Origin of the sequence: Lutibacter sp. A64 (assembly GCF_022429565.1) — a bacterium.
Lineage (GTDB): Bacteria > Bacteroidota > Bacteroidia > Flavobacteriales > Flavobacteriaceae > Lutibacter.
The window spans coordinates 3,579,935-3,604,411 of sequence record NZ_CP092487.1 but is presented as its reverse complement, the minus strand read 5'-3'; the positions used below and the strand labels follow the sequence as shown (position 1 = coordinate 3,604,411).

Here is a 24,477-nt window from a genome sequence, read left to right as displayed (position 1 = left end):
AAAACATTCTTTTTTATAAAAAAATTTCAATACTTATTGATAATTTAATATTTAATAGCATAAATTATACATTTAAAAAATAGGATACCTTATTTTTAATAATTACAAAACTATAACACACCTAACTTAAAAATACCTCAGAAAATTTTAAAAAGAAAGAAGCTTAAAACACAAATTATTATTCTTAAAACAAGCTTTTACCACTGCATTAATATAAATTTAATTAACTTTGATTTTATATTTCATTTAAATTTTCAACTATTGAAACACTTTAAAATTATATTGAATTTAACCCTATTTTTTAGCATATTTTTTGAAGTACATGCTCAAAATTATGCTATAGAACTAAATTCAAATATTAGCAGTAAAGAAACACTTCCTTTTTTTTTAACATCAAATAAATTTGGTACAATACCAAACAGCAATAATATTATACTTAATACCGCTATTTTTTCTGATTTTAAAAATAACAACACTATTAATGTTGCTTATAAAGCATCAATAACAGGTTTTATTGCTGATAAAAATGAAGTTTTAATTAACGAACTTTATACTAGCATTGCTACTAAAAATTGGCAATTAGATCTTGGTAGTAAAAATGAAGAAATTTTATTTGAAGGCTTATCTGTTTCTAACGGTAATATTATAAATTCAATTAATACAAGAGCCTTTCCAGGAATTAACTTTAAAACTAGATCTTACTTAACCGTACCTTTTGCCAAAAACTGGTTAAAAGTAAAAGCTAATTATGCTGAGTATTTTTTAAATGATAAACGAGCTGTAGACAATGCCCATTTACATTATAAAAGCTTGTATTTAAAATCTAAACTAAGTACTAAACTAAATTTAATAACCGGATTAGACCACTATGTTGTTTGGGGAGGAACATCTGAAACGTATGGAAAACAACCTACAGGTTTTAAAAATTATTTAAAATATATAAGCGGACAAGGGGATGGTAGTACAGATGAAAGTATAAATTCATCAAACGCTTGGGGAAATCACGTTGGTAATTATTTAATTCAATTAGATTATAAAGGAGACAAAACCAACTGGAGTTTTTATGTATCACATCCTTTTGAAGATAGATCTGGAAGAGAATTCTCTAACTATCCGGATGCTCTCTATGGGCTTTTTATAGATTTAAAAAATCCAAAAAGTTTTATCACTCATTTTATTACTGAATTTCAATACACCAAACATCAAGGTAAAAACACTTCAGAAAACGGTTTAATTGATAATTATTTTAACAACTCTATTTATAGTAGTGGCTGGACTTATTTTGGACATACTATTGGTTCTCCTTTTTTCACCACAAAAACACCTATAAATGGCATTACTTATGGTATTGCTGAAAATAGATTCACATCAATTAATGTTGGTTTTAAAGGCTATTTAAGTGAAACTATTCAGTATAAAACAAATATTACATATACAAAATATCCTGGCTGGTTTACTACTCCTCTTAATAAATCATTATTTTCGCCCTATTTAGAAGTTTTTATTTCTAATAAATCCATACCTTTTGAAATAACAGTTGGTACAACTGGAGATTTTGGAGATTTTTTACCAACTAATTTTGGAGGCTTTTTAAAATTAACTAAAACCGGAATTTTTTAAAAATATGCTATCTTTTTTTAAAAAAAATAAACAACCAATTACTACATTATTTAGTAAAACTTATATAGATATCCATTCTCATTTATTACCAAATATTGATGATGGCTCTAAAAGTTTTGAAGATTCTACCGAACTGATACAAAAACTTTCTAGTTTTGGTATTAAAAATTTTGTTACAACTCCACACGTAATGGATGGGGTTTGGAATAACACATCTAAAGATATACAGCAAAAACTTTTTGAATTAACTAATTATTTAAAATCTCATGGGCTTGAAGACATTAATATTAGAGCTGCTGCAGAATATATGATTGATAATAATTTTGAAAAATTATTAAGCAATAAAGATCTACTTCCTATTAAAGACCAATACATACTTGTTGAGTTATCGTATTTTAATCCACCAATTAACTTAAACGAAATACTTTTCAATATTCAAATTGCTGGTTATAAACCTATTTTAGCACATCCTGAAAGGTATATTTTTTATCATACAAATTACAATAAGTATCATGAATTAAAAGAATTAGGCTGTTTATTTCAACTAAACTTACTCTCATTATCTCAACATTATGGCTCTAAAGTAAATAAAATTACAGAACGCTTATTAAAAGATAATTTAATAGATTTTACAGGCACAGACACGCATAATATACGTCATTTAAACACCTTAGAAACTATTAACAATGGTAAACTATTAAAATTAATAACTCCAATTTTAGAAAACAACGCCAAATTACTTTAGATAAAAAAATAAAAAAAACTTTTTAAAAAGACATTATTTTTTGCCACCATTTTTTTGGTTTCAACCCTCTTTCGGTATAACCATAACCATAGCCGTATCCATAACCATAGCCTCTTTCTAAATCGGTATCGTTTATTAAAGCGGCCATATTAGGCAATCGTTTATCTTTATATAATTTATTAGGAATTTCTAGTAGACGCTTATCTAAAAAATTTGCTCTAACAACATAAATAAATAAATCTGCATTTTTACTAAATAACAAGGTATCTGTTACAATATTTATAGGTGCTGTATCTACAATAACATAATCGTAATGCGATTCACCATAGGCTAAAATTTCATCAAAACGACCATTCATTAATAATTCTGAAGGATTTGGAGCAACAATACCAGATTCTAAAATATCAAAATTAGTTTCTTTAAATTGCTCAATTACATCTGGAACTTGCAGTGAACTATCCATTAAAAAATGTGAAAGTCCTTTTTTTGTAGATTTAATTTTTAAATATTCTACAATTTTAGGTTTTCTAATATCACCACCAATTAATAATACTTTTTTATTTGTTAGCGCTAATACCGAAGCCAAATTTATTGCAATAAATGTTTTCCCTTCACCAGCTAATGTTGATGTTATAAAAATTGTTTTAGAAGCTTTTTTAACACTAGAAAGCATAAAATTAACGTTGGTTCTTAACAACCTAAACGATTCTGATGTGCTATCTCTATCCTTATCAGAAATAATAACTTTTTGTTCTGATTTTGATTGTGGTATATCTCCTAAAATAGGAATATCAACTAAGGCTTCTACTTCCTTACGTGTATGTACTTTATTATCTAATAAAAATAGTATATACAATGTAGCAAATGGTAAAACTAAGCCTGCTAATAAAGCTGCTAAATAAAACATTCTACGATTTGGAGCTACTGGGTAGCCACCTCCATACGCTTTATCAACAATTTTTGCATTAGGTAAAGTAACCGCTAAAGAAATAGCATTTTCTTCTCGTTTTTGTAATAAATACAAGTATAACGACTCTATTATTTGCTGCTGCCTTTGAATATCTCTATATTCTCTTTCTTGCTTTGGTACAGCTGCAATTTTAGAATTAAATTTATATTCTTGATTTTTTATATCGTTTAAAGAAATTGTTAAAGATGACCTTAAATTAGATAAACTCTGTGAAATATTTTCTCTAAACTGTTTTAATTGTAAATTTAAATTCACAATTGTTGGGTGCAATTCACTAGTACTTTTTAAAATTCTATTGCGCTCTAATAAAACTTCATTGTACTTATTTGTACTTTCTGTAATTGAACTATTTTCTAAACCTAAATCCGCAGGAATTAACTGCTCTTCATTTGCTGAAATATATTCATCTACAAAATCTACTAATTTTAATTGCGTACTTAAAGCTATAATTTGTTTAGACAATTCATTTTTAGACTGCAAAGCAATTCCCGCTTCCGAAGAAATATCTGTTAACCTATTTTTTGTTTTAAACTGCTCAACACCTGCCTCAATTAGCGATAAATCTTCATCAATAATTGAAATTCTATCATTAATAAATTCATTTGTTCTTTTTGCTATTAAACTCTTATCTGTAACTGCATCATCATTATATTGTTCTATTAAATTATCTAAAACCTCTTGAGCTTTCTCATTAACTCGATCTCTTAAACTTAAACGAATAACACTAGAATTTTTTACAACAGCAACTTGAATTCTATTTCTATAACTTTCTACAACAGATTTTAAAGGTATAATTTTAATAATTGTTTCATCACCTACCCTTAACTTATCTACATCTTTTGGAGTGATAATAATATCGCCAAAAGGCAAACTAATTTTTTCTCCAAAAGCATACTCTTTTTCATCCAATCTAGTTTTTAAAACAAGATGCGTTTTAGATTTTATAAGAACTGAAAAACTTGTACTTAGGTTATCAAAAACTGAATCGCTTATTAAAAAATTAATATTGAATTGAGCTCTTTTATGAATAAATTCTGCTTCAATAACTCTTCCTTGAGTGTAGTAAGTAACATTTAACTTTAACTCTTTAGCTACCCTTCTAATTAAGCTTCTAGATTTCAACAGTTCTATTTCATTTTCTAAAGAAGCCTGCGAACTACCTACTAAACCCAAATCTTTAAATGCAGAAAGCTCGTTATTTTCAACATCTTCTATTAAAATAGTTGCTGAAGCTTCATATTGATTTGGAGTGTATCTTAAGTAAACATAAACAATTCCTAGCGCTAAAAAAGTGCTTAACACAAACCACTTCCAATGGTAAAGATACTTCTCAATTTCTTCACGTATATTTATGGTGCCCTCATTAAAATTTATAGGGCTATTTTTTTTATTATCTTGCATATTAACGTGTTAAAATTAGCACTAATGAAAGCAATGCAGATGCTATTGAAATTAATGAAGAAGTTGTTCCTATTGCAGACGAATTTACTTTTGCTCTATTTGGCTCTACATAAACAATGTCATTTTGAGCTAAATAAAAATAAGGCGATTTAAACAAAGCTTTATCCGTTAAATCTAAGCGAATACTCTCTACTTTATCTCCATTGGTTCTTAACAATAAAATATTTTTTCGTTTTCCTTGAATGGTTAAATCACCAGCCATAGCAAGGGCTTCGGGTATTGATACTTTTTCGTTCTCTAAATTATACGGTCCAGGAGATTTTACTTCACCTAAAATTGAAACTCTAAAATTTTCTAATCTAATAGTAACAATTGGGTTTGTAATAAATACCTCTAAACGTTTAATTAAATCGTTTTTTAATTGATTTGTTGTTAGACCACTAACTTTAATTTTACCAAGTTCTGGAAAAGTTATATTACCTTCATTATCTACTAAATAAGTAATTGGATCTGTAGAAGAGGATTGCCCACCTCCTTTGTATAAATTATAAACCACTGCAGCTTCAGGTTCACGTGCACTAACCGTAATGTTTAAAATATCGTCTGTTTGAATTTTTGGAGCATAATTTTTATGCAACTCATTCGAAATCACCTCATCATTCTGAAAATAAATCATATCCTTTTTGGACACACAAGAAGTAATACTAATTAGTATTAAAAGAAGTAATCCAAATTTAAATAGGCCGTTTTTTTTCATTCTCTTTTTATGCAAATATATTTAATAAATATTTGTTATTTATCTAGCACTTGATATTTTGAATTATTTGAAATAAATTCAGGAACAATTTCTTTCATTTTTAAAACTGTTAATTCATCATTTTCTTCATTATTAATAGCGCATAAGTCTTTAATTTGTTGAATCACAATTTCAGTTTCTAAAGGTATAACCTGCGCAATCATAATTTTTTCGTGATAAGTTGCAATAGTGTTTTCTGAAGTAGCTAATAATTCTTCATAAATTTTTTCTCCAGGACGTAAACCTGTTATTTTAATTGCTATATCATCTGGATATTTTAATCCTGATAAGCGTATCATGTTTATTGCTAAATCATAAATTTTGATAGAGTTCCCCATATCAAAAACAAAGATTTCACCACCTTTCCCCATAGATCCAGCTTCTAATACTAACTGACAAGCCTCTGGAATAGTCATAAAATACCTTGTAATATCCTTATGCGTTACAGTTACAGGGCCTCCATTTCTAATTTGCGATTGAAACAATGGAATTACCGAACCATTTGAACCTAACACATTTCCAAAACGTGTTGTAATAAATTTTGTTGTTCCATAATTATTTAAACAATTAATATACATTTCTGCAATACGTTTAGTGGCTCCCATAACATTTGTTGGGTTTACCGCTTTATCTGTAGAAATCATTACAAATTTTTCCACACTATTTTCAACCGAAAGATCTGCTATATTTTTACTTCCATTTACATTTGTTCTTACGGCCTCATAAGGATTTTCTTCCATAAAGGGCACATGTTTATATGCAGCCGCATGAAAAACTATTTGAGGTTTATATTTATTAAAAATAGAAGCTATTCTTTTTTTATTTTGAATATCAGCAACAATAGCTGTAATATTAGCTATATTTTTATTGATAAAAAACTGCTGAAGATTGTATAGGTCAGATTCTGCCTGGTCAATTAATATTAATTTTTTAAAATTAAACGTAGCTACTTGTCGCACTATTTCACTTCCAATAGAGCCAGCAGCTCCTGTAATTAAAATTATCTTTTCACTATATTCATTGTGTAATATTGGATTGTTTAATTCAATAGGTACCCTACCTAATAAATCTTCTATTTTTACAGATTTAATTTGTCTTATTTGTAAATTCCCATTAATCCAAGTTTGTACTGCTGGTACAATCTTAACTTCTATTGGTAATTTAGAGACATTATCAACTATTTCAATTAATTTTGATGGTTTAATTTTTTGAATAGCAATAATAATTTCATCAATATTCTTTTTATTAACAAATAACCTATTAATTTTACTGGAATCATAAATACGCATTCCATTTAACCTATTACCTACTTTATGTTTATCATCATCAATAAATCCAATAACTTTAATTCCACTTGTTTTATCTTCTTTCAATAAAGAGTGTACCAACATACCAGCTTCACCAGCTCCATAAATTAAAACTCTTTTTTCTATTGAAGTATCGGCAATTAATAACGTATAAATACCTTTGTATAAAAACCTAATTGTTATTAGTACAAATACATTTAATAAAAAATGAATTGCAATAATTGATTTTGGAATGGTAACATTAGGAATAATATTAAATTCGTGATTTACTAAAACAGCTGTAATTAATAAAGCAAAAATCAACAAACTAGAAAACAATACATTAATAGAATCTCTAATACCTGTATGCCTTATAACTCCTTTATAAGATCCAAATATTAAAAAACTAATTAACGATACTAAAGCAACTCCTGGAAGTTGTAAAAAAAACTTTGAAGTATCAAAATCAAAACTAAAATTAAATCGAATTAAATAAGATACTATAAATGTATTAAGTACGATATGGATATCTATAATTAACACAAACCATCTTGGCGTGTTTCTTTTTAATAATCGTTTAAATACACTATTTATCATACTAAAAATTATTTAGAACCCCAACAACTCTATTCAACTCATTTTCAGTAATATTAGAACCACTTGGCAGGCATAAACCTGTATTAAATAACTGTTCAGAATTTCCATTTAAAAAACTTAAACAATTTTTAAATATTGGCTGTAAATGCATTGGTTTCCACAATGGTCTAGATTCAATATTTTCCTGCTCGAAAGATAGTCTAATTTTTTCTCTTATTTTAAAAGAAGGCGTTAAAACACAGGTTAGCCATCTATTTGAATAATAAGTTTCTGGCTCTTCTAAAAAAATAAAATCAGAATTTTTAACAGTAGATTTATAAAAATTATAGTTAAACCTTCTTGCCTCAACACGATCTTTTAGAACTTCTAATTGTCCTCTTCCTATACCAGCTACAATATTAGACATTCTATAATTATAACCAATTTTAGTATGTTGATAATGTGGTGCATTATCTCTAGCTTGTGTAGCTAAAAATATGGCAGCATCTTTATTTTGTTTGCTTTTACTAATTAAAGCACCTCCGCCAGAAGTTGTTATTATTTTATTTCCATTGAAGGATAAAATTGCTAGATCTCCAAAAGTTCCACATTTTCTATTAGCTACTTTACTACCTAAAGCTTCTGCACTATCTTCTATAATTGGAATTTCATATTTTTTCCCCAATTCGCTAATTTTTTCAACATTGTAGGGCATACCATACAGATGAACTGCAATAATTGCTTTTGGTTTTTTTCCATTTTTAATTCTATGTAAAATAGCAACTTCTAATTGCTCTGAACACATATTCCAAGTTTCTAATTCACTATCTATAAAAATTGGTGTTGCCCCTTGGTAAACTATCGGATTTGCAGATGCTGAAAATGTAAAGCTTTGGCAAAGCACTTCATCTCCTTTACCTACTCCTAACAAAATTAATGCTAAATGTATTGCTGCCGTTCCAGAACTTAAAGCTGCTACATATGAATCTTCTTCTAAATAATTCTCTAAACTATTTTCAAAAGCATTAACATTTGGACCTAATGGAGCTACCCAATTTGTATCGAATGCTTCTTGAACATATTTTTGCTCAGTACCTCCCATATGTGGAGATGATAGCCAGATTTTATTTTTCATTTTCATTTAATTCTTTTCCAGATCGCAAAACTACAGTATTTATTCTTAAAGAGAATAAAAAAATTGCACCTCTGCTATTTTAAAAAACTGAGGTTTTATCGAAAAAAAAGAAGCTAAACAGCCCTATAATAAAACATATAAAGCAACTTTTTTTTAATTTACTAGAAAATAGTATTTCTATATAACGAAAATAACATCCTTTTTATTCTTCTAAAGGATAAATTGTAACACTATAACCTAACCAATTTTGAAGTTTTTCGTAGATTAATTCTTTATCTTTAGTAGAAAAATCTTTAATTCTAGTTGTATGAGAGCCTTTTTTTAGAACCATTTTTAAGGCATCTACATGTGGTTTTGGTATTGGAGCACAAGCTCCCCAAGTATCATACTCTCCATAAATATAAAGTATGTTTTTCCCTTTATTTTCAACAAAATCACGTACTTCATTAATATATATTGGACTGTATGTTAAGTCAACATTTTTGGGTGCAAACCTTAAATTTGTAGGTTCTTTAACCACTTTAAGCAAATCTTTAACCGGTGTAGTATCAAATCCGTAATACCCTAATTCTGTTAAATGTTGGTAATATGAAGGTAGTAAATCGTAATAGGTTTTATCGTTATAAAAACCAATACCAACAATTTTATTTATATAATTAAACATTTCTTTGGCTGATGACGTTTCATTAGGAATTTCTTGGCAACTGCCTCCCCACTGCCAAAATGAAAAAGGAAATTCTAGCACACTATATTCCAATGCTTCTTCAATAGAAAGCTCTGTAAAACTCATATTCTTTTCGGTAGCAAAGTTTGAAATTTCTAATAAAACCGCATCTCTATTTTTTAAAACTTGTTGTTGAAATGCAGTAATTTTAGCACGACACTCTTCTGTTCCAATAGTATTAATATGCTCTTGAGTTCTACTATCTTCCTGACCACTAATTAGTGGTGCAACGTAAGGCACAGCAACATCTACATCCCAAGGATATTTACTTTTATGAATTAATACGGTTTCTCCTCCTTTACTAATTCCTGTTGAAATCCACTTACCAGTGTATAATCTTTTTAATTTTGTAAGTATTTTATGATAATCTTCAACAGCTAAATCATTTTTTAAATATTGCCAAGGAATGGTATCTGGGCGAGATTTTCCGTAAAAACGATATTCAACTTGAACTTGATTTCCTTTAAATATTTTACTTAACTCATAAGTTCTTGGTGTTGCATTATAGCCTTCAGTTATAAAAACCGTAGGCTTAGACTCATCTACATGTGATAAATAAAAATAATGTTTAAATGTACCAGCTTCCATGTTTTTATGATCTAATGGTTGGTCTAAAACAATTTGATATGCTTTTGTAAAATGGTCTTTAGCTTCCATTTCTGTAACTTCAGCATTTGGAAATAACTTTTCTATTTTTTGCTGAAATGTTAAAATTACAACTGGCTCTAATTTTACTCTACATCCAACTAAAACAGTACTTAGAGCAACAAATAAAAAAACGGATTTAAATAATTTCATGAAATATGTTTAAAGATTTAAAAGTTAGCTTTTATATAGAAATCTTCTTAACTAACTTTACTTGATAATTAAATATTGTAACAAAAATAAGAATTAAATTTACATAAATTTTTATTAATTTAACTTATCATATTTCACTAATAGCAATTGAATATTATGCCGAAAAACAGCATGCTAAATTATTAAAACGACAGTTTTAAATTTAATTACTTAATCTTTTCAAAAGAAATACCAACTATTTTAAAACTTAGATTAATCGTTTTTCAATATATCTAGAATTCATAATTCTTAAAGCTCCCATATATTTCATTTTAAAAGAAACTACATCTCCAACTTTGTATTTTTTTTGTGTAGCATTTAAATCTACCACCAACATATCTGAACTTGCCCCAATAAAGGTAATTTTTTTATCTACCGGCTCCAAAAAGTCTGTTGTAGCAATATCTAATAAACCAATATCTAAAATACCTCTTTTATGTGTAGTACCGTAGTCTTCTGGATTAATTTCTAATATTTCTCCAGAAGGATTTTCTTCAATTTCTCCGTAAGGAATTATGGGTTTTTCTGTAATTTCAATCACTTCTGCATGTAATAGAAATACATCATTTTTCATTTTTAGAATTGTTTTATTCGCAAATAAATCAACACCAAAAAACAAGGTTTCTCCAATTCTAAAATGATTTACACCTTTAGGAATTTGCTTTTTTTGCAACAATGGAATCATTACCGAAGAACCTCCTGTTACGTTTTCAATTCGTTTACCAAATTTAGCTTCAATCAATTGCTCGTATAAACTCAGCTGAATTAATTTATCCTTACTTGGCATAACACCGCTTAAACAATTTAAGTTTGCTCCAATACCTACAACTTTTATATTTGGCAAATCAAATACTTTTTTATAAAAATCTAACAAATGCTCTCCTAAAACACCTTCGCGCAAATCTCCAAGTTCTATCATAATAATTATACGATGCACTTTATTTTGTGCTTTTGCTTCTTCAGACAGCCATTTTATAGTTATAAATTCGGTATTAAAACTAACATCGGCATATTTAATTACACTTTTAATACTTCTTTTTGCCGGTGGTTTAATATAAATTGTTTCTACTTCTGGTTTTATACTTTTTATGGTTTTTAAATTTGTAAGTCGCGCGTCGCAAACTTGCTCTTTACCCAACGACAGTAAAAACTCTAAAAATTGTTTATGTCCACACAATAATTTTACAACTGGAGCCCAGTCCTTATCGTATTTTTTAAAAAGATTTTGTAAATATTTATAATTAGTAGATAATGATTTTTTGTTGAGTGTTACAAAAGCCATAATTTAATTTTTAATAGACAAATAACTAAATAATGTTCCGCTAAAAACTGTGAAGATATAACACTAAAACCAAAACCGAGGTTACGGTTATGGTTAAAAGTTCTGAAAATATTTAGAAAACACATAAATTATAATGAAATTGCTATCTATAGTTTTTATAAATAATTTCAACTATTTTTTTAAACGCATTTCTAAATATTTATTCTCAAAACCCAATTTTTCATATAAAAATTTTGCTGGATTGTTGGGCTCTACGTGCAAAGCAATATCTCCTTCTGCAGTTTCAATAGCTTTTTGCATTAGCAATTTACCAACACCATTTCCTCTAGCATTGTTATGAACAGCTATATAAACTAAAATATTTTCTGGAATATAATCTTCCATTCCAGTTTTGTTAATTATAGTAATTCCTAAGGTTTCAGTGGCTTCTTTTAAAACCAAAACAAAACCACCCAAATCTGTATCAGAATCTTTCACTGCAAAATTTAAACATTTTAAAATAGCCTCTTTTTCATCTCCAAACTCCTCTAAATGTGTATAAAGAAAATTTACAATTGCTTCTTTTTCTTCTTCTGAAGGTTTAGAGTTATTATTGTATATTCTAAAACTACTCATTTTATTGATTCTCTTGATCTCGTAAACGTTGCTTATATTCAGCTTTTTCTATTTGCATCCTTCTTTTCACAGACTTCTTAGTAAACTGCTTACGCTCTCTTAACTGATTTAATACTTTTGTATTTCTTGTTTTTCTTTTATAACGTTTTAAAGCTCTATCTATATTCTCACCTTCTTTTACAGGAATTATCAACATATATTTTTATTATTTTTTATAATTTCAGCTAAAATACAAAATAGTTTCTACAGAAACTATTATAAGTAGTCATATTTTTTTAAATAAAATCTATATTTTAATATAAAAAATTTGCAATTTGTAACTTTTTAATAAAAAAATACATAATAAATTAATAGTTTCCACAGAAACATTAAAAATTGATAAAAATAACTTTATTTTTCTGCAGAGAATTCTTCTGATGTAATTATTGGAGAAGCATCTAATTCATCTACTTCCATTATTTCTGTTAACAAATCAATCCCTTCTATAATTGTAAGTAATTTTTCTGGAGGAAGCGCCTGTAACTTTTCGCTCAATTTTTGTTGAAATGTAATTGGAGCAGATTGTAACAAATCCATTCCACTAGCTGTTAAAGAAATTAATGTAACTCTTTTATCTGAAGCCTTTGGAAGTTTTGCTACCAATCCTTTTTTTTCTAAACGACGTAAAATCCCCGAAATAGTGCTCGCATTTAAATTTAAAAATGCCTTAAGTTTGGCTGCATTTGTTTTATAATCTTCTTGTTCTGCCAAATACTGTAAACACAAAAGTTGAGGAATACTAACACCTTGTTCTTTCTCTACACGCTTACTTTCTAAGTTTACAGAACGAACAATTTTGCGTAGCCTAATTAAAATATCAATAATTGTCATATGGTAAAATTACAAATTTTAGATTCGTTGTTTAAATTATAAAAAAGCACAGTTTAACGTAAAACTTTATCGGAAGTTTGTTTTCCATTAACTAAACGAGAAATGGCTAGTGGATTTTCATTTTTTAACTCGTTTGGTAATAATGTATCTGGCCAATTTTGAAAACAAACCGGGCGTACCCAACGTTTAATCGAATTTACTCCAACTGCCGTAAATCTACTATCGGTTGAAGCAGGATAAGGCCCACCATGCACCATTGCATTACAAACTTCAACACCCGTTGAAACGCCATTAAAAATAATACGTCCTACCCTATTTTGAAGTGCATCTACAATTTCTGAATAATTATCAAGTTCATTTTCAGCTAAAATTGTACCAGTTAATTGTCCTTCTAATCTTAAAATTATAGCCTCTAATTGCGCTATACTTTCACATTGAACAACCATTGAAAAAGGGCCAAAAACTTCTTGATGTAAATTGGTGTTTTCTAAAAAAATAGCACCGTCTACTGTTGTTATAATTTGGCGTCCATAGTTTTTTGAAGTTGTTTTGTTATAACTAGCTACAGTCTTCAATCCATTTTGTTGCTTCATTTTTTCTTTATTATTTTCAAAAGCAGCAATTATATTTGGATGTAACATACAAACAGGTTCAATTTTTACAATTTCTTCTGCTAAAGTTTGAATAAAATTAGTTAAATCTTCACTTTTTACAGCTAAAATCAACCCTGGATTGGTACAAAACTGTCCTGCTCCTAATGTAATTGAGTCTGCATATTTTTTTGCCCAATACTCACCTTTCTTATTAACTGCATTCGGCAATAATACTACCGGATTTATACTTCCCATTTCGGCAAAAACAGGAATTGGTTCTGCGCGATTTGCGGCAAGATTATATAAACTTCTTCCACCATTAACACTACCCGTAAAACCAACCGCCTTAACCGCCGCATTTTTCACCAAAGTTTTACCAACCTCAACACCACTACTATTTAAATTAGAAAAAACACCATTTGGCATTCCTGTTATTTCGGCAGCTTTTATAACTGCATACGCTACCAATTCTCCGGTTCCAGCATGCATTGGATGCGATTTAACCAATACAGGGCAACCAGCAGCAAGTGCAGCTGCAGTATCTCCTCCAGCGGTTGAATACGCTAAAGGGAAATTACTTGCTCCAAAAACAACAACTGGACCTAAAGGCATTAACATTTTACGCAAATCCACTTTTGGGGTTGGAATTCTCTCTATATTGGCAGTATCTATAACAGCTTCAACCCAAGAACCTTCTTTTACCAAATCTGCAAAAGAATGCAATTGAAAAACAGTTCGTGCTCGCTCGCTTATTGCTCTAGATTTAGGCAATCCAGACTCTAAACAATAAATATCTAATAATTCATCCCCAAGAAGCTCAATCTGATTAGTTATTTCATTTAAAAAAGCACTTTTATCAACCCCAGAAATTTTTCTATACGTTGCAAATGCTTCAGTTGCTAATGTTACAGCCTGTTCAATTTCTACATTAGAAGCTTCTGTAAATATAACTTTATTTTCTTGATTTGTTTGCGGATTAATAGTTTTAAAAGATATTTTACCAGTAGCAGTTAAAACGTTTCCTATATAGTTTTTACCTGTAATCATAAAAAAAATAATATTTTTTTAATTTAAAATTCATTAAAAAAAGAGATCTCTATTGTTAATTGGCTAAAGTTAATTAATTTAGTAAGATTAATTGTTGAAATTGAAAAGAATCAAAATAGAAAAATTGTTATGGAACAGAGAAATGACTTAATATTGCGTGAAATAGAAAAATTGGGATTAGTTCTAAAAAAGTTAATCAAAAATATTCATAATGCAGATTCTAAAGAAATAGAAACCGAAATTAACCAAATAAATGAAACTTTAACTTCTGAATTTAATATATCAATTTCATCTATTATAAAACTTGATAATGAAGCATTATTAAAAAACATAAATAATTTACACGAATCTCATTTAGAAAAATTGGCTAAATTACTACATGAAGTTATAAAAAAAATGAATCAAGAAAATAAAGATTATGGGCTTAACCGTAAAGAATTAACTAAAAAAGCGATTCTTTTAATTGATTATATAGATAGTAATTCAACTACATTTTCTATTGATAGAATGCACTTGAAAAATTCTTTACAACTACAAACCGATGTTTTTTAAAATTAGTTTTAGCCTATTTTTTTAAAGGTATATCCTTTTTCTGAGTAAAATTCTAATATTTTAGGCAATACATATTTTAATTTTTCACTAGCCTTAACACTATCATGAAAAACAACTATACTACCATTTGTAATATTTTTAACAACATTTTTTAAACATCTACTGTTTGATATTGTAGTATCAAAATCTGCACTAATCACATCCCAAGCAATTATATTATAGCCTTTATTTCTAATTTTTTTACTTTGTTTTAATAACATTTTACCATAAGGTGGACGAAACAACTTTTTTGATTGTGAATTTGAAAGCAACCTTAAATTTGAAGTTATTGTTTTGTCAGCTTTCTCAAAATTTTGAAAATAATCTTGCGTATTGGTTTTCCACCCGTTTAAATGATTATGTGTATGATTCCCAACCGAATGCTGCTCTTTAATTATCTTTTGAAAGATTTCAGGGTGATTTTCAACATTTTTCCCAATACAAAAGAATGTAGCTTTCGCATTGTATTTTCTTAATTGAGCTAATGTCCACTCTGTTATTTCAGGTGTTGGACCATCATCAAAAGTTAAGTAAATATTTTTTGCTTTTACAGAAAAACTCCAAGACCATTTATTAAAAATAATTTTTAACAGCCTTGGAGTTTTTATAAAATAAGGCTTCATGTAGTTATTTTATTATGTTAAATAGTTCATACTTCTACTTAGTTCAGAACAAGCTTTTTGTTGGCTATTAACAATCCTTAGATTAATAAAATTTCTAACACCCCTTCTCTTTCATCATCATAAATTACTACTCTACCTCACCCATTAAAAAGTCAAAAAGCTTTAGGTATTCAATATATTCATTTTTAATCTCTTCGGCATACGCTTCGTCATCTAGCTGAATTGAGGTCTTTACTATTTGATCGTACATTAAAAAGTTACGTTCAATTTGACTATAAACAACATCTATTTTTGCTTCATCATATTGACTGAAATACACTAATTTTTCTTGAAGTACCTCTTTTAATTCTGAAGTTAATTTTCTAGCTTTTTCGGTTTCACCTATGTAATAATATAAATCTATATATGAAATTAACATACTATAATGCCCAAATTTATCTACAGGCATTTTTTCTAATGATGTATCTAAAATTTCTAATGCTTTCTCTGGCTTGTCTTCTTTTATTAATTCTCTAGCCAAACGTTCCATATTGTTACGGTAGGTCACAGAATTTTTACGTGTTTCTACATCTAAATAAATATTATCATCTGTTATGTTACGCCAATCCCAATTTTTAACATTCTCGTACATAATATCTGTATTAATCCTTCCCATTTCAAAGAAGTTACCATCATTTTTAGTATAAATTGGCACTAATTTATAAGTCATTCCATCTAATTGCAGATAATCTTTCATCCAAATATATTCCTCATCAGCTTGTGCACCTCCAGTAAAATAGATTGGTTTTTCCCAATTATTATTCGCTATAATATCGAGCATTAAAATTCTATTTTTTGTAATTGCACTACCAATTTCAATATCTATATAAGGTACAATTAAATGAGCATCTTTTTGTGCTACAATACCATTTTTTAATACTGTTTCTTTATCTACAGGAATTCTAATTTTGTTAGATGGTAATACTTTTTCAGGAATTCCATCATCATCTAAATCATATTGTGTAATTTCTTTATCACTTTCAATCCATTTCATAAAATAATCTATATCTACTACAGAATCTTTTAATTGTGGAAATATTTCTTCAAAATAATAAGCAACATCTAAGGTTCCCCACTTGTATTTATCGTGCGTTAATTGAGACGGAATTGGATCAGCTTCGTAAGTTTTACGTTTCATTTGATCGATATACCAATCTGTTTGAAATAAACTGGTATTTATCAATTTCATATCTGTTCTATAATTTTCAACTTCTTGCATATACCAAAGTGGAAACGTATCGTTATCTCCAATTGTAAATAAAATTGCATTTTCATCGCAAGAGTCTAAATAAGCTTTTGCGTTTAAGTGCGCTGTATATCTATTAGACCTATCGTGATCATCCCAATTTTGAGATGCCATAAGTGTTGGAACCGCTAATAAACTAATTACAGATACAGCTATTGCCACCATATTTTGACTGGCATACTTTTTTAATTTTTCAAAAATAGCCAATACACCAAAACCAACCCAAATAGCAAAAATATAGAACGAACCAACCACTGCATAGTCGCGCTCTCTAGGCTCAAAAGGTTTTGGATTTGTATAAAATATAATTGCTAAACCTGTAAATACAAAAAACAATAGCAATACATAAAAATCGTTTTTATCTTTTTTAAGGTGAAAAAGCAGCCCTATAAAACCTAGAATAAATGGTAAGAAAAAGTACGTATTTCTACCCTTATTATTTTCTACATCTGAAGGCAAATTAGATTGTGGCCCTAAGCGTAATTCATCAATAAATTTAATACCGCTTAACCAATTTCCATTTTGTAAATCTAGGTTTCCTTGTACATCGTTTTGCTTTCCAACAAAATTCCACATAAAATACCTTCCGTACATATAACCAAACTGAAAATCGATCATATATTTAATATTTTCAATAAAAGTTGGTCTTCTTTTACTGTTTTCAGGTATTCCTGCAATGGCTTTATAATTTTTAATTACTGATCCATCGGTACTCACCATTCTAGGTATTAAACCTTTATGTTTATCGCTATAATTTGGCAAAGCGTCTTTATAGTGATTTACAATAACATATTTTCCAAGCTTCTCGTCTTTTTCGTATTTAGGTTTATCATCTTTAGTTGGGTTGCTACTATCTATTTCTCTATTAAATATAATAGAGTAATATGTATCGTAAAACACACTTGCATCTCCGTATTGTTCTCTATCGTAATATGCTAGTAATTCACGCGCACTTGATGGGTTATTTTCGTTAATAGTTGTATTTGCATTGGCTCTTATTGGTAGCATTAACCAGGAAGAAAAACCAATCATAATAAATAATATTGAAAGTAAAACTGTATTTGCTTCAACCTTATTGTTCTTATGCGTATAGGTTAACCCTATATAAAATGCTACAATTAATAAAATACCTGCTATAATACTTCCAGAATTAAATGGCAATCCTATTGAGTTTACAAAAAACAACTCTAAAGCACTAAAATATTTTAATGTATATGGAAATAACATTTTAAATACAAAAAGCAATACTAATATTGCTACTGCATTTGCTATTATAAATTGCTTAGCATTTAAATTTTTATATTTTTTATAGATATATAAAAATACAATTGAAGGTATTACTAATAAGGATAATATATGAACTCCAAAAGATAAACCAACAACAAAACTTATTAATAAAAGCCACTTATCACCTCCAGGTTTCCCTATTTCTGCTTCCCAACGTAAACCTAACCAAAATAATAAAGCCATTAAGAAAGAAGACATAGCATACACTTCTCCTTCTACTGCACTAAACCAAAAACTATCTGAAAAAGTATATGTTAAAGCACCTACAGCTCCACTTCCTAAAATAGCAATAGCTGTACTTTTAGTAATTTCAGATGATTTTAACACTAACTTTCTAGCTAAAATTGTAATTGTCCAAAACATAAATAAAATAGTAAATGCACTGGCTAAAGCAGACATAAAGTTTACCATTTTAGCTATATGGGTAACATCTGTTGTAAACATTGCGAAAAAAGCACCTAACATTTGAAATAAAGGAGCTCCAGGTGGATGCCCAACTTCTAATTTTACAGATGTTGCGATATATTCACCACAATCCCAATAACTAACTGTTGGTTCTAATGTTAAAGTATAGGTAATTAAAGCAATTGCAAAAATTGCCCATCCAATAATGGTATTCCATTTAGAGAAATTGAGTGACTTCATAAGTTAAATTTAGTACGTGGCGAATTTAATAAAATTAAACGTAATTATTTAAGTTTAAATTTATTTGAATAGTTAATAAAGTGCTAAAATAGAGCTCGAAAAAAATTTATTTAAAAAAAACATAAATTTTATTTGCAAAATAAAAACTTTCCCTTAAATTTGCATCCGCAAAATGACCTATGGTGTAATGGTAGCACTCCGGTTTTTGGTATCGTCAGTCAAGGTTCGAGTCCTTGTAGGTCAACATTTAGCTAATGCAATCACTTAATTATAAAGTGATTGCATTTTTTTTTGCAAAAAATGTATCGCTTTTGTAAAATCAAGGAATCAAGAATCTGAATAACTTAAAGAACACTTGTTGTGTTTTCAACAAAACTTACAACTTATGTAAATAGAAAAAAGTTATTTTATTACAACCACTTCTAACCAAAAAAAATAAGCACACCTCTTTTAGAAGTGCACTTATTAATATTTTTATTAAGTAAAATAACGTTTCTATTTTAGAAAAGCCTACAAAACTTAACCTATTTTTTTGAAGCTACTACCGCTGAAAACAATATGTATATTAAACATGCTAATGGCACTAAAAAGCCTAATAAAACACTTGTTGAATCTGCTACATATCCCATTATTGGAGGTATAAAAGCACCACCTACAATAGCAGTTACCATTAATCCGCTTAACTCATTTGCGCGTTCTGGTAATTTATCTACTGTAATTGAAAAAACTAAAGGGAAAATATTTGCAAACCCTAAACCTACCAAAATAATTCCTGCATAGGCAAGTGCTGTGTTTCCAAATATTAATAAAAATACACCTATAATTGATAAAATTACTGTTACAAATAAAAACTTGATTGGTTTTATTTTTGTTAAAATAGCAGCACCTGAAAATCTACCAATTAGTATTGGTAAGAAAAACAATGCCCAACTTAACCACAAACTAAAACCTTCTATTCCAAATTCTTCTTTCAATAAAATTGGAATTCCTGAACTCATTGAAACTTCTGCTCCAACATATACAAAAATTGCCATAACCATCATTAAAACATATTTGTTTTTTAATAATGATAAACAACTTGCTAAAGAGGCAGGCGTTTCATCTTCGTGTTTTACTTCTTCAATTTTTAATTTGCTTGTCCAAGCAAATGTTATTAAAATTAGTACTGAATAAATTGGAAATAACAAAGTCCAATCCATTCCTGCCATTACCGCAAAAGGAGGTAATAAAAAACCTAATGAAGAACCAATAGCCTTTATTGATTGCCCTAAAGATAAATTACTAGAAAACATTCCTGGCGCTGAAACATCTCTCATTATAGGATTTCCTGAAACTTGTAAAACTGTAGCTCCTGCACCCAATAATAAAATAGATCCTAAAATTACATAAAATTTAGATTGTAAATCTACTGTACCAGCCTCAATTATTGGACCATACATTCCTGATAAAATAGGCATTAAAAGCCCTATAAAAGCAATGGCTAAGCCTATTAATAAAACTTTTTTCTTTCCTTTTCTATCTTGGTATATTCCCATTGGAATAGATAATATTCCAAACATTAAAAACCCACTAAAAGGCAATAAGGTTGCTAAAAAGTTAGTTAACTCAAAAGTTTCTTTTGCTAAACTTACCATTGGCCCTACAACATCTCCAAACCCCATACACAAAAAGGCTAAAAATATTGGCAACGTATTTACTTTTTTATTACTCATAATTGTTTTTTATTTAAATAAGGTTACTGCACCTAACATAGCTGCACTTTCTTTTAAGATTGATACTTTAAATGGAATTTCTATTCCTTTTTCTTTTAATTCCGAGTACAAACTTGGTTTAAATAGCTCAAAAGCTTCAGCTATATTTCCACCCATAACAACTACATCTGCACTAAATTTTTGTAGATGCTCTGCCAAACAATTCGCTAAATTTTCACCAAAATTATTAAATAATGAAATTGCTTCTTGATTTCCTAAATTTGCTAATTCAGCTATTCGTTTAACACCTGTTACTTCTTCTTTAGAAATTTCATTAAAACTATTTACAAACCATCTTGTAGAAAAATAATCATCTGCAATTCCTTCTTTAAAAGGCTTATCCCATAAATATCCGTTTTCTGGAATTGTAATTCCTTCTTCAATGGCTTTTCCTTCACTAATAAATGATGATCCAAATCCAGTTCCTAAGGTTATAGCAACCATTTGTTTGCTTCCTTTTCCACTTCCATACCAAAAACAACCTAATGAAAAAGCTGTAGCATCGTTTACAAATCGAATTTGTTCTTGTGGTAATGCCAAACTCTCAGATAGCGCTTCTTTTACATTAACATTTTTTAAATCCACAAATTTTTGATTTGAATTATCAAACAAACCAATCCCTTTTTCATAATCAAAAGGGCCAGGAATGGCTAATCCAACTCCTAAAAATTCAGAACTATCTGGTAAATTCTCTTTACAAGCTGCTATTGCTTTGGTCCAGGCAGCAATTAAAACTTCTTTTGGCTCTGAATTTTCAACTTTAATATTGACTAATGAACTTTCTAAAACAACACCTGTGTCTACTCCAATAATAACACAACTTATATGGCTTCCTCCTATATCACAACCGATACTATATCTATTTTTTTTCATCTTTATTAGTTAACATAATTATACAGTAAATTTATTTATTTTTTATTCTATGCTTAAAAAATTTCGATAAACAACCTAATTGTAATTACAAACGGAAGTTATTCTCTATTTGCCTAATACTATACTTAATTAACTTTTAGTTATTTTCTTCTTTCTCCTACAAATCACAAAAAATAATCGCTTAAAAAAAAAATTGAAAATTGTTAAAACTTATAATATTACGGCTATTTAATAAATAAATTTAATGAAATTATTCTATCTCAAAAACTTTTTTCTTAAATCTTAAATTCGTTTATCTTTTACTATTAAGTTCGGCTAATAATATTTCTAAAATAATTGATTTAAACGCTAATTTCAATACTGTAATAATTACATTTTATCATATAAAATTCAACAATTAATTTATAATTTTTCATATTTTTACAATTAATATAACTTTTTACAAAAACTACTTTTATAGGAATTTTATACCCCAAATATTCCAATTAGTTCCTTATATTTTTTTTATAAAAAGCAGCAATGCGTTTGTGGAATAGAATTTAAAACACAGCCTATTTCAAATATTGTAACATTAATAATTATTAAGAGTATAATATGAAAATATTTTTTGCAAGTCTCCTACTACTTTTTGCTTTTAGCTCCTGCTCAGAAACAAAAATAACAACGCAAACAGCTACTAATTTTGTAGATTATGTTAACCCAATTATTGATACACACGGCAGTCGTTGGTTTTATTTTGCATCAGCAAGCCGCCCATTTGGAATGGTTAGTTTAAGTCCTGATACTTGGACAAAAGGTAGTTGGAAAAGTGGTTATTTGTACGACAGCTTACAAGTAAGGTGTTTTAGCCATATCCATGCTTGGCAACTTTCCGGAATCCCTGTTATGCCAACAATTGGAGAAAACAAAAGTTATTTAGGAATGGAAGCAACAAAATCTTCTTTTACACACGAAAAAGAAATTGTTGAACCTGGTTATCATAAAGTTGTTTTAGATGATTCTAATATAACCGCAGAATTAACATCAACCACTCGTGTAGGATTTCATAAATATACATTTCCAAAGAGCGACAGTTCTTATATTAATTTTCATACAGGTGCATTCTTAGCACATAGCAAAGTTGACTCTTCTTATGTTAGAAAAATAAATAATAATGAAATTGAAGGTTTTTCTTTATTAGGAAAAACATCTCGTAGACCAAAACCTACCTATGTGTATTTTGTGGCAAAAGTCGATCATAAAATTGAAGAATTTGGTGGTTGGGAAAACAATAAGATTCTACCTCCTTCAGAAGAAATAAACGGAAAAAACAACGGCGCTTACTTACGTTTTAAAACTACAGATAAACCTGTTTTAATAAAAGTCGCTATTTCTTATACGAGTATAGAAAATGCGCGGAATAATATGCAAACCGAGCTTCCGGGTTGGGATTTTAAAAAAACTGTTGTAGACTCAAAAAATGAATGGAACAGCATGTTATCTCGTATTCAGGTAACTGGTGGAACCGAAAACCAAAAAATTAAATTTTATACCGACTTATGGCATGCGCTTTTAGGTAGAAAAATAGTAAGTGATGTAAATGGTGAATACAGCGACATGACAGGAGATAAACCAGCAATTAAACAAGTAGCTTTAGATAAGAATGGAACTCCTATATTTCCTCATTATAATTTTGATGCTTTATGGGGAAGTCATTGGACATTAAACGTACTTTGGTCTATGGTTTACCCCGAAGTTATGGACGGATTTTGCAATACAATGGTAGATATGTATAAAAATGGAGGTTTAATTCCTAGAGGTCCTTCTGGGGGAAATTATACCTATGTTATGTTAGGAGATCCTGCGGCTTCATTTTTTGCAACAGCATATAACAAAGGAATTAGAAATTACAATGTTGATTTAGCATACCAAGGCTTATTAAAAAACGCATATCCTGGTGGTATTCGTGACAGAGCAGGATACGAACACGGTAAAAACCCAGCTGGAGGCGGAATGAATTATTATATTGAAAGAGGTTATGTGCCCGAAGGAATAAAAGCTAAAGGCCAGCATAAAGATGGTGCTTCTATGACACTTGAATACGCCTATCAAGATTGGTGTATAGCGCAAATGGCAAAAACAATGGGAAAAGATTCAGATTTTGAATATTTTAATAAACGTTCTAAAAATTACCGCAATCTTTGGAATCCTAAAACCAAACTTATGCATCCTAGAAATATTGATGGTTCTTGGATTGAAAACTTCGCTCCTATTGCTAAAAAATTCAATACTATAGGTTTTTGCGAAAGTAATTCTGCTATTTACACAAACTATGTACCACATGATATAAACGGATTAGTAAACTTATTTGGAAGTAAAGAAAATTATACTTCCTTTTTATCAAGTTCTTTTAAAAAAGCAAAAGACAATCGCTTTGTTGCACCACACCGAGAACATGCAAAAAGTTGGGTAGATTACGAAAATCAACCATCTTGTCAAATGGCGCATCTCTTTAATTTTACAGATGCACCTTGGCTTACACAAAAATGGGTTAGAGATATAAAAGATGTAACATTTGGAGATACAACACCTTACGGAGGCTACAACGGAGATGAAGATCAAGGGCAAATTGGCGCATTGGGAGCACTTATGGCAATTGGTGTGTTTCAAATGGATGGTGGTGTTTCTGAAAACTCACAATACGAAATTACTTCTCCTATTTTTGACAAAATTGAAATCGCTTTAAATCCTGATTATTATTCAAATAATAAGTTTATTATTACAACCAATAACAACACTGCTGAAAATGTTTATATTCAATCAGCAACACTAAATGGAAAAAATTGGGAAAAATGTTATTTTGAACATAACGATTTTATATCTGGCGGTAAGCTAGAATTAACCTTAGGAGCGACTCCTAATAAAAACTGGGGAAAAAGATAATTT

Annotated in this window: 18 protein-coding genes and 1 tRNA gene; 5 read left to right on the top strand and 14 right to left on the bottom strand. The window is 28.9% G+C overall.

Annotated features, from left to right (window positions below; genetic code table 11):
- The first annotated feature begins 282 nt into the window (after positions 1–282).
- Both MKD41_RS14600 and MKD41_RS14595 read left to right on the top strand, forming a co-directional pair.
- Positions 283–1,620, top strand: coding sequence for a capsule assembly Wzi family protein (locus MKD41_RS14600; protein ID WP_240243083.1), 1,338 nt, complete (start codon positions 283–285; stop codon positions 1,618–1,620).
- A gap of 4 nt (positions 1,621–1,624) precedes the next feature.
- Complete coding sequence (locus tag MKD41_RS14595; protein WP_240243082.1) at positions 1,625–2,365, top strand: tyrosine-protein phosphatase; 741 nt, start codon at positions 1,625–1,627, stop codon at positions 2,363–2,365.
- 22 nt (positions 2,366–2,387) lie between these two features.
- On the opposite strand, the gene MKD41_RS14590 is transcribed toward MKD41_RS14595, so the two are convergent.
- From MKD41_RS14590 to MKD41_RS14545, 10 genes are all read right to left on the bottom strand, one after another.
- Positions 2,388–4,736: a GumC family protein gene (locus MKD41_RS14590; protein ID WP_240243081.1), complete on the bottom strand. Its 2,349-nt coding sequence runs from the start codon at positions 4,734–4,736 to the stop codon at positions 2,388–2,390.
- Between the two features lies 1 nt (position 4,737).
- On the bottom strand, positions 4,738–5,493 hold the full coding sequence (locus tag MKD41_RS14585) for a polysaccharide biosynthesis/export family protein (RefSeq protein ID WP_240243080.1): 756 nt from the start codon (positions 5,491–5,493) through the stop codon (positions 4,738–4,740).
- Positions 5,494–5,528: 35 nt separating this feature from the next.
- Positions 5,529–7,415: a polysaccharide biosynthesis protein gene (locus MKD41_RS14580; RefSeq protein ID WP_240243079.1), complete on the bottom strand. Its 1,887-nt coding sequence runs from the start codon at positions 7,413–7,415 to the stop codon at positions 5,529–5,531.
- Between the two features lies 1 nt (position 7,416).
- Positions 7,417–8,529, bottom strand: a complete 1,113-nt coding sequence (locus tag MKD41_RS14575) for a DegT/DnrJ/EryC1/StrS family aminotransferase (RefSeq protein WP_240243078.1) — start codon at positions 8,527–8,529, stop codon at positions 7,417–7,419.
- Positions 8,530–8,731: 202 nt separating this feature from the next.
- Entirely contained in the window at positions 8,732–10,051 is a 1,320-nt protein-coding gene (locus tag MKD41_RS14570) for a S28 family serine protease (protein ID WP_240243077.1), read from the bottom strand.
- A gap of 247 nt (positions 10,052–10,298) precedes the next feature.
- On the bottom strand, positions 10,299–11,372 hold the full coding sequence (locus tag MKD41_RS14565) for an alanine racemase (protein WP_240243076.1): 1,074 nt from the start codon (positions 11,370–11,372) through the stop codon (positions 10,299–10,301).
- A gap of 171 nt (positions 11,373–11,543) precedes the next feature.
- Complete coding sequence (locus tag MKD41_RS14560) at positions 11,544–11,987, bottom strand: GNAT family N-acetyltransferase (protein WP_240243075.1); 444 nt, start codon at positions 11,985–11,987, stop codon at positions 11,544–11,546.
- A gap of 1 nt (position 11,988) precedes the next feature.
- Positions 11,989–12,183: a 30S ribosomal protein S21 gene (gene rpsU / locus MKD41_RS14555; protein ID WP_240243074.1), complete on the bottom strand. Its 195-nt coding sequence runs from the start codon at positions 12,181–12,183 to the stop codon at positions 11,989–11,991.
- Between the two features lie 194 nt (positions 12,184–12,377).
- Positions 12,378–12,857, bottom strand: coding sequence for a MarR family winged helix-turn-helix transcriptional regulator (locus MKD41_RS14550; RefSeq protein ID WP_240243073.1), 480 nt, complete (start codon positions 12,855–12,857; stop codon positions 12,378–12,380).
- Between the two features lie 53 nt (positions 12,858–12,910).
- Positions 12,911–14,497: an aldehyde dehydrogenase (NADP(+)) gene (locus MKD41_RS14545; RefSeq protein WP_240243072.1), complete on the bottom strand. Its 1,587-nt coding sequence runs from the start codon at positions 14,495–14,497 to the stop codon at positions 12,911–12,913.
- Between the two features lie 129 nt (positions 14,498–14,626).
- On the opposite strand from MKD41_RS14545, the gene MKD41_RS14540 reads away from it, so the two are divergent.
- Complete coding sequence (locus MKD41_RS14540; protein WP_240243071.1) at positions 14,627–15,049, top strand: hypothetical protein; 423 nt, start codon at positions 14,627–14,629, stop codon at positions 15,047–15,049.
- An 8-nt stretch (positions 15,050–15,057) separates the two neighbouring features.
- Here MKD41_RS14540 and MKD41_RS14535 read toward each other — a convergent pair whose 3' ends face one another.
- Both MKD41_RS14535 and MKD41_RS14530 read right to left on the bottom strand, forming a co-directional pair.
- The gene (locus tag MKD41_RS14535; protein ID WP_240243070.1) at positions 15,058–15,711 is read right to left on the bottom strand and encodes a polysaccharide deacetylase family protein; all 654 of its coding nucleotides are present in this window, start codon (positions 15,709–15,711) and stop codon (positions 15,058–15,060) included.
- A gap of 127 nt (positions 15,712–15,838) precedes the next feature.
- Positions 15,839–18,928 carry a glycosyltransferase family 117 protein gene (locus MKD41_RS14530; protein WP_240243069.1) on the bottom strand — a complete coding sequence of 1,030 codons (3,090 nt, stop codon included), beginning with the start codon at positions 18,926–18,928 and terminating at the stop codon, positions 15,839–15,841.
- A 173-nt stretch (positions 18,929–19,101) separates the two neighbouring features.
- Between MKD41_RS14530 and MKD41_RS14525 the strand changes: the two genes are divergently transcribed.
- Positions 19,102–19,172 (top strand) — tRNA-Gln (locus MKD41_RS14525).
- 280 nt (positions 19,173–19,452) lie between these two features.
- Here MKD41_RS14525 and MKD41_RS14520 read toward each other — a convergent pair.
- Positions 19,453–20,640, bottom strand: a complete 1,188-nt coding sequence (locus MKD41_RS14520; RefSeq protein WP_240243068.1) for an MFS transporter — start codon at positions 20,638–20,640, stop codon at positions 19,453–19,455.
- Positions 20,641–20,649: 9 nt separating this feature from the next.
- Positions 20,650–21,552 (bottom strand): ROK family protein, encoded by a 903-nt coding sequence (locus tag MKD41_RS14515; RefSeq protein WP_240243067.1) that lies wholly within the window; start codon positions 21,550–21,552, stop codon positions 20,650–20,652.
- A gap of 594 nt (positions 21,553–22,146) precedes the next feature.
- Here MKD41_RS14515 and MKD41_RS14510 point away from each other — a divergent pair.
- Positions 22,147–24,474, top strand: coding sequence for a GH92 family glycosyl hydrolase (locus MKD41_RS14510; RefSeq protein WP_240243066.1), 2,328 nt, complete (start codon positions 22,147–22,149; stop codon positions 24,472–24,474).
- The last annotated feature ends 3 nt before the right edge of the window (positions 24,475–24,477 follow it).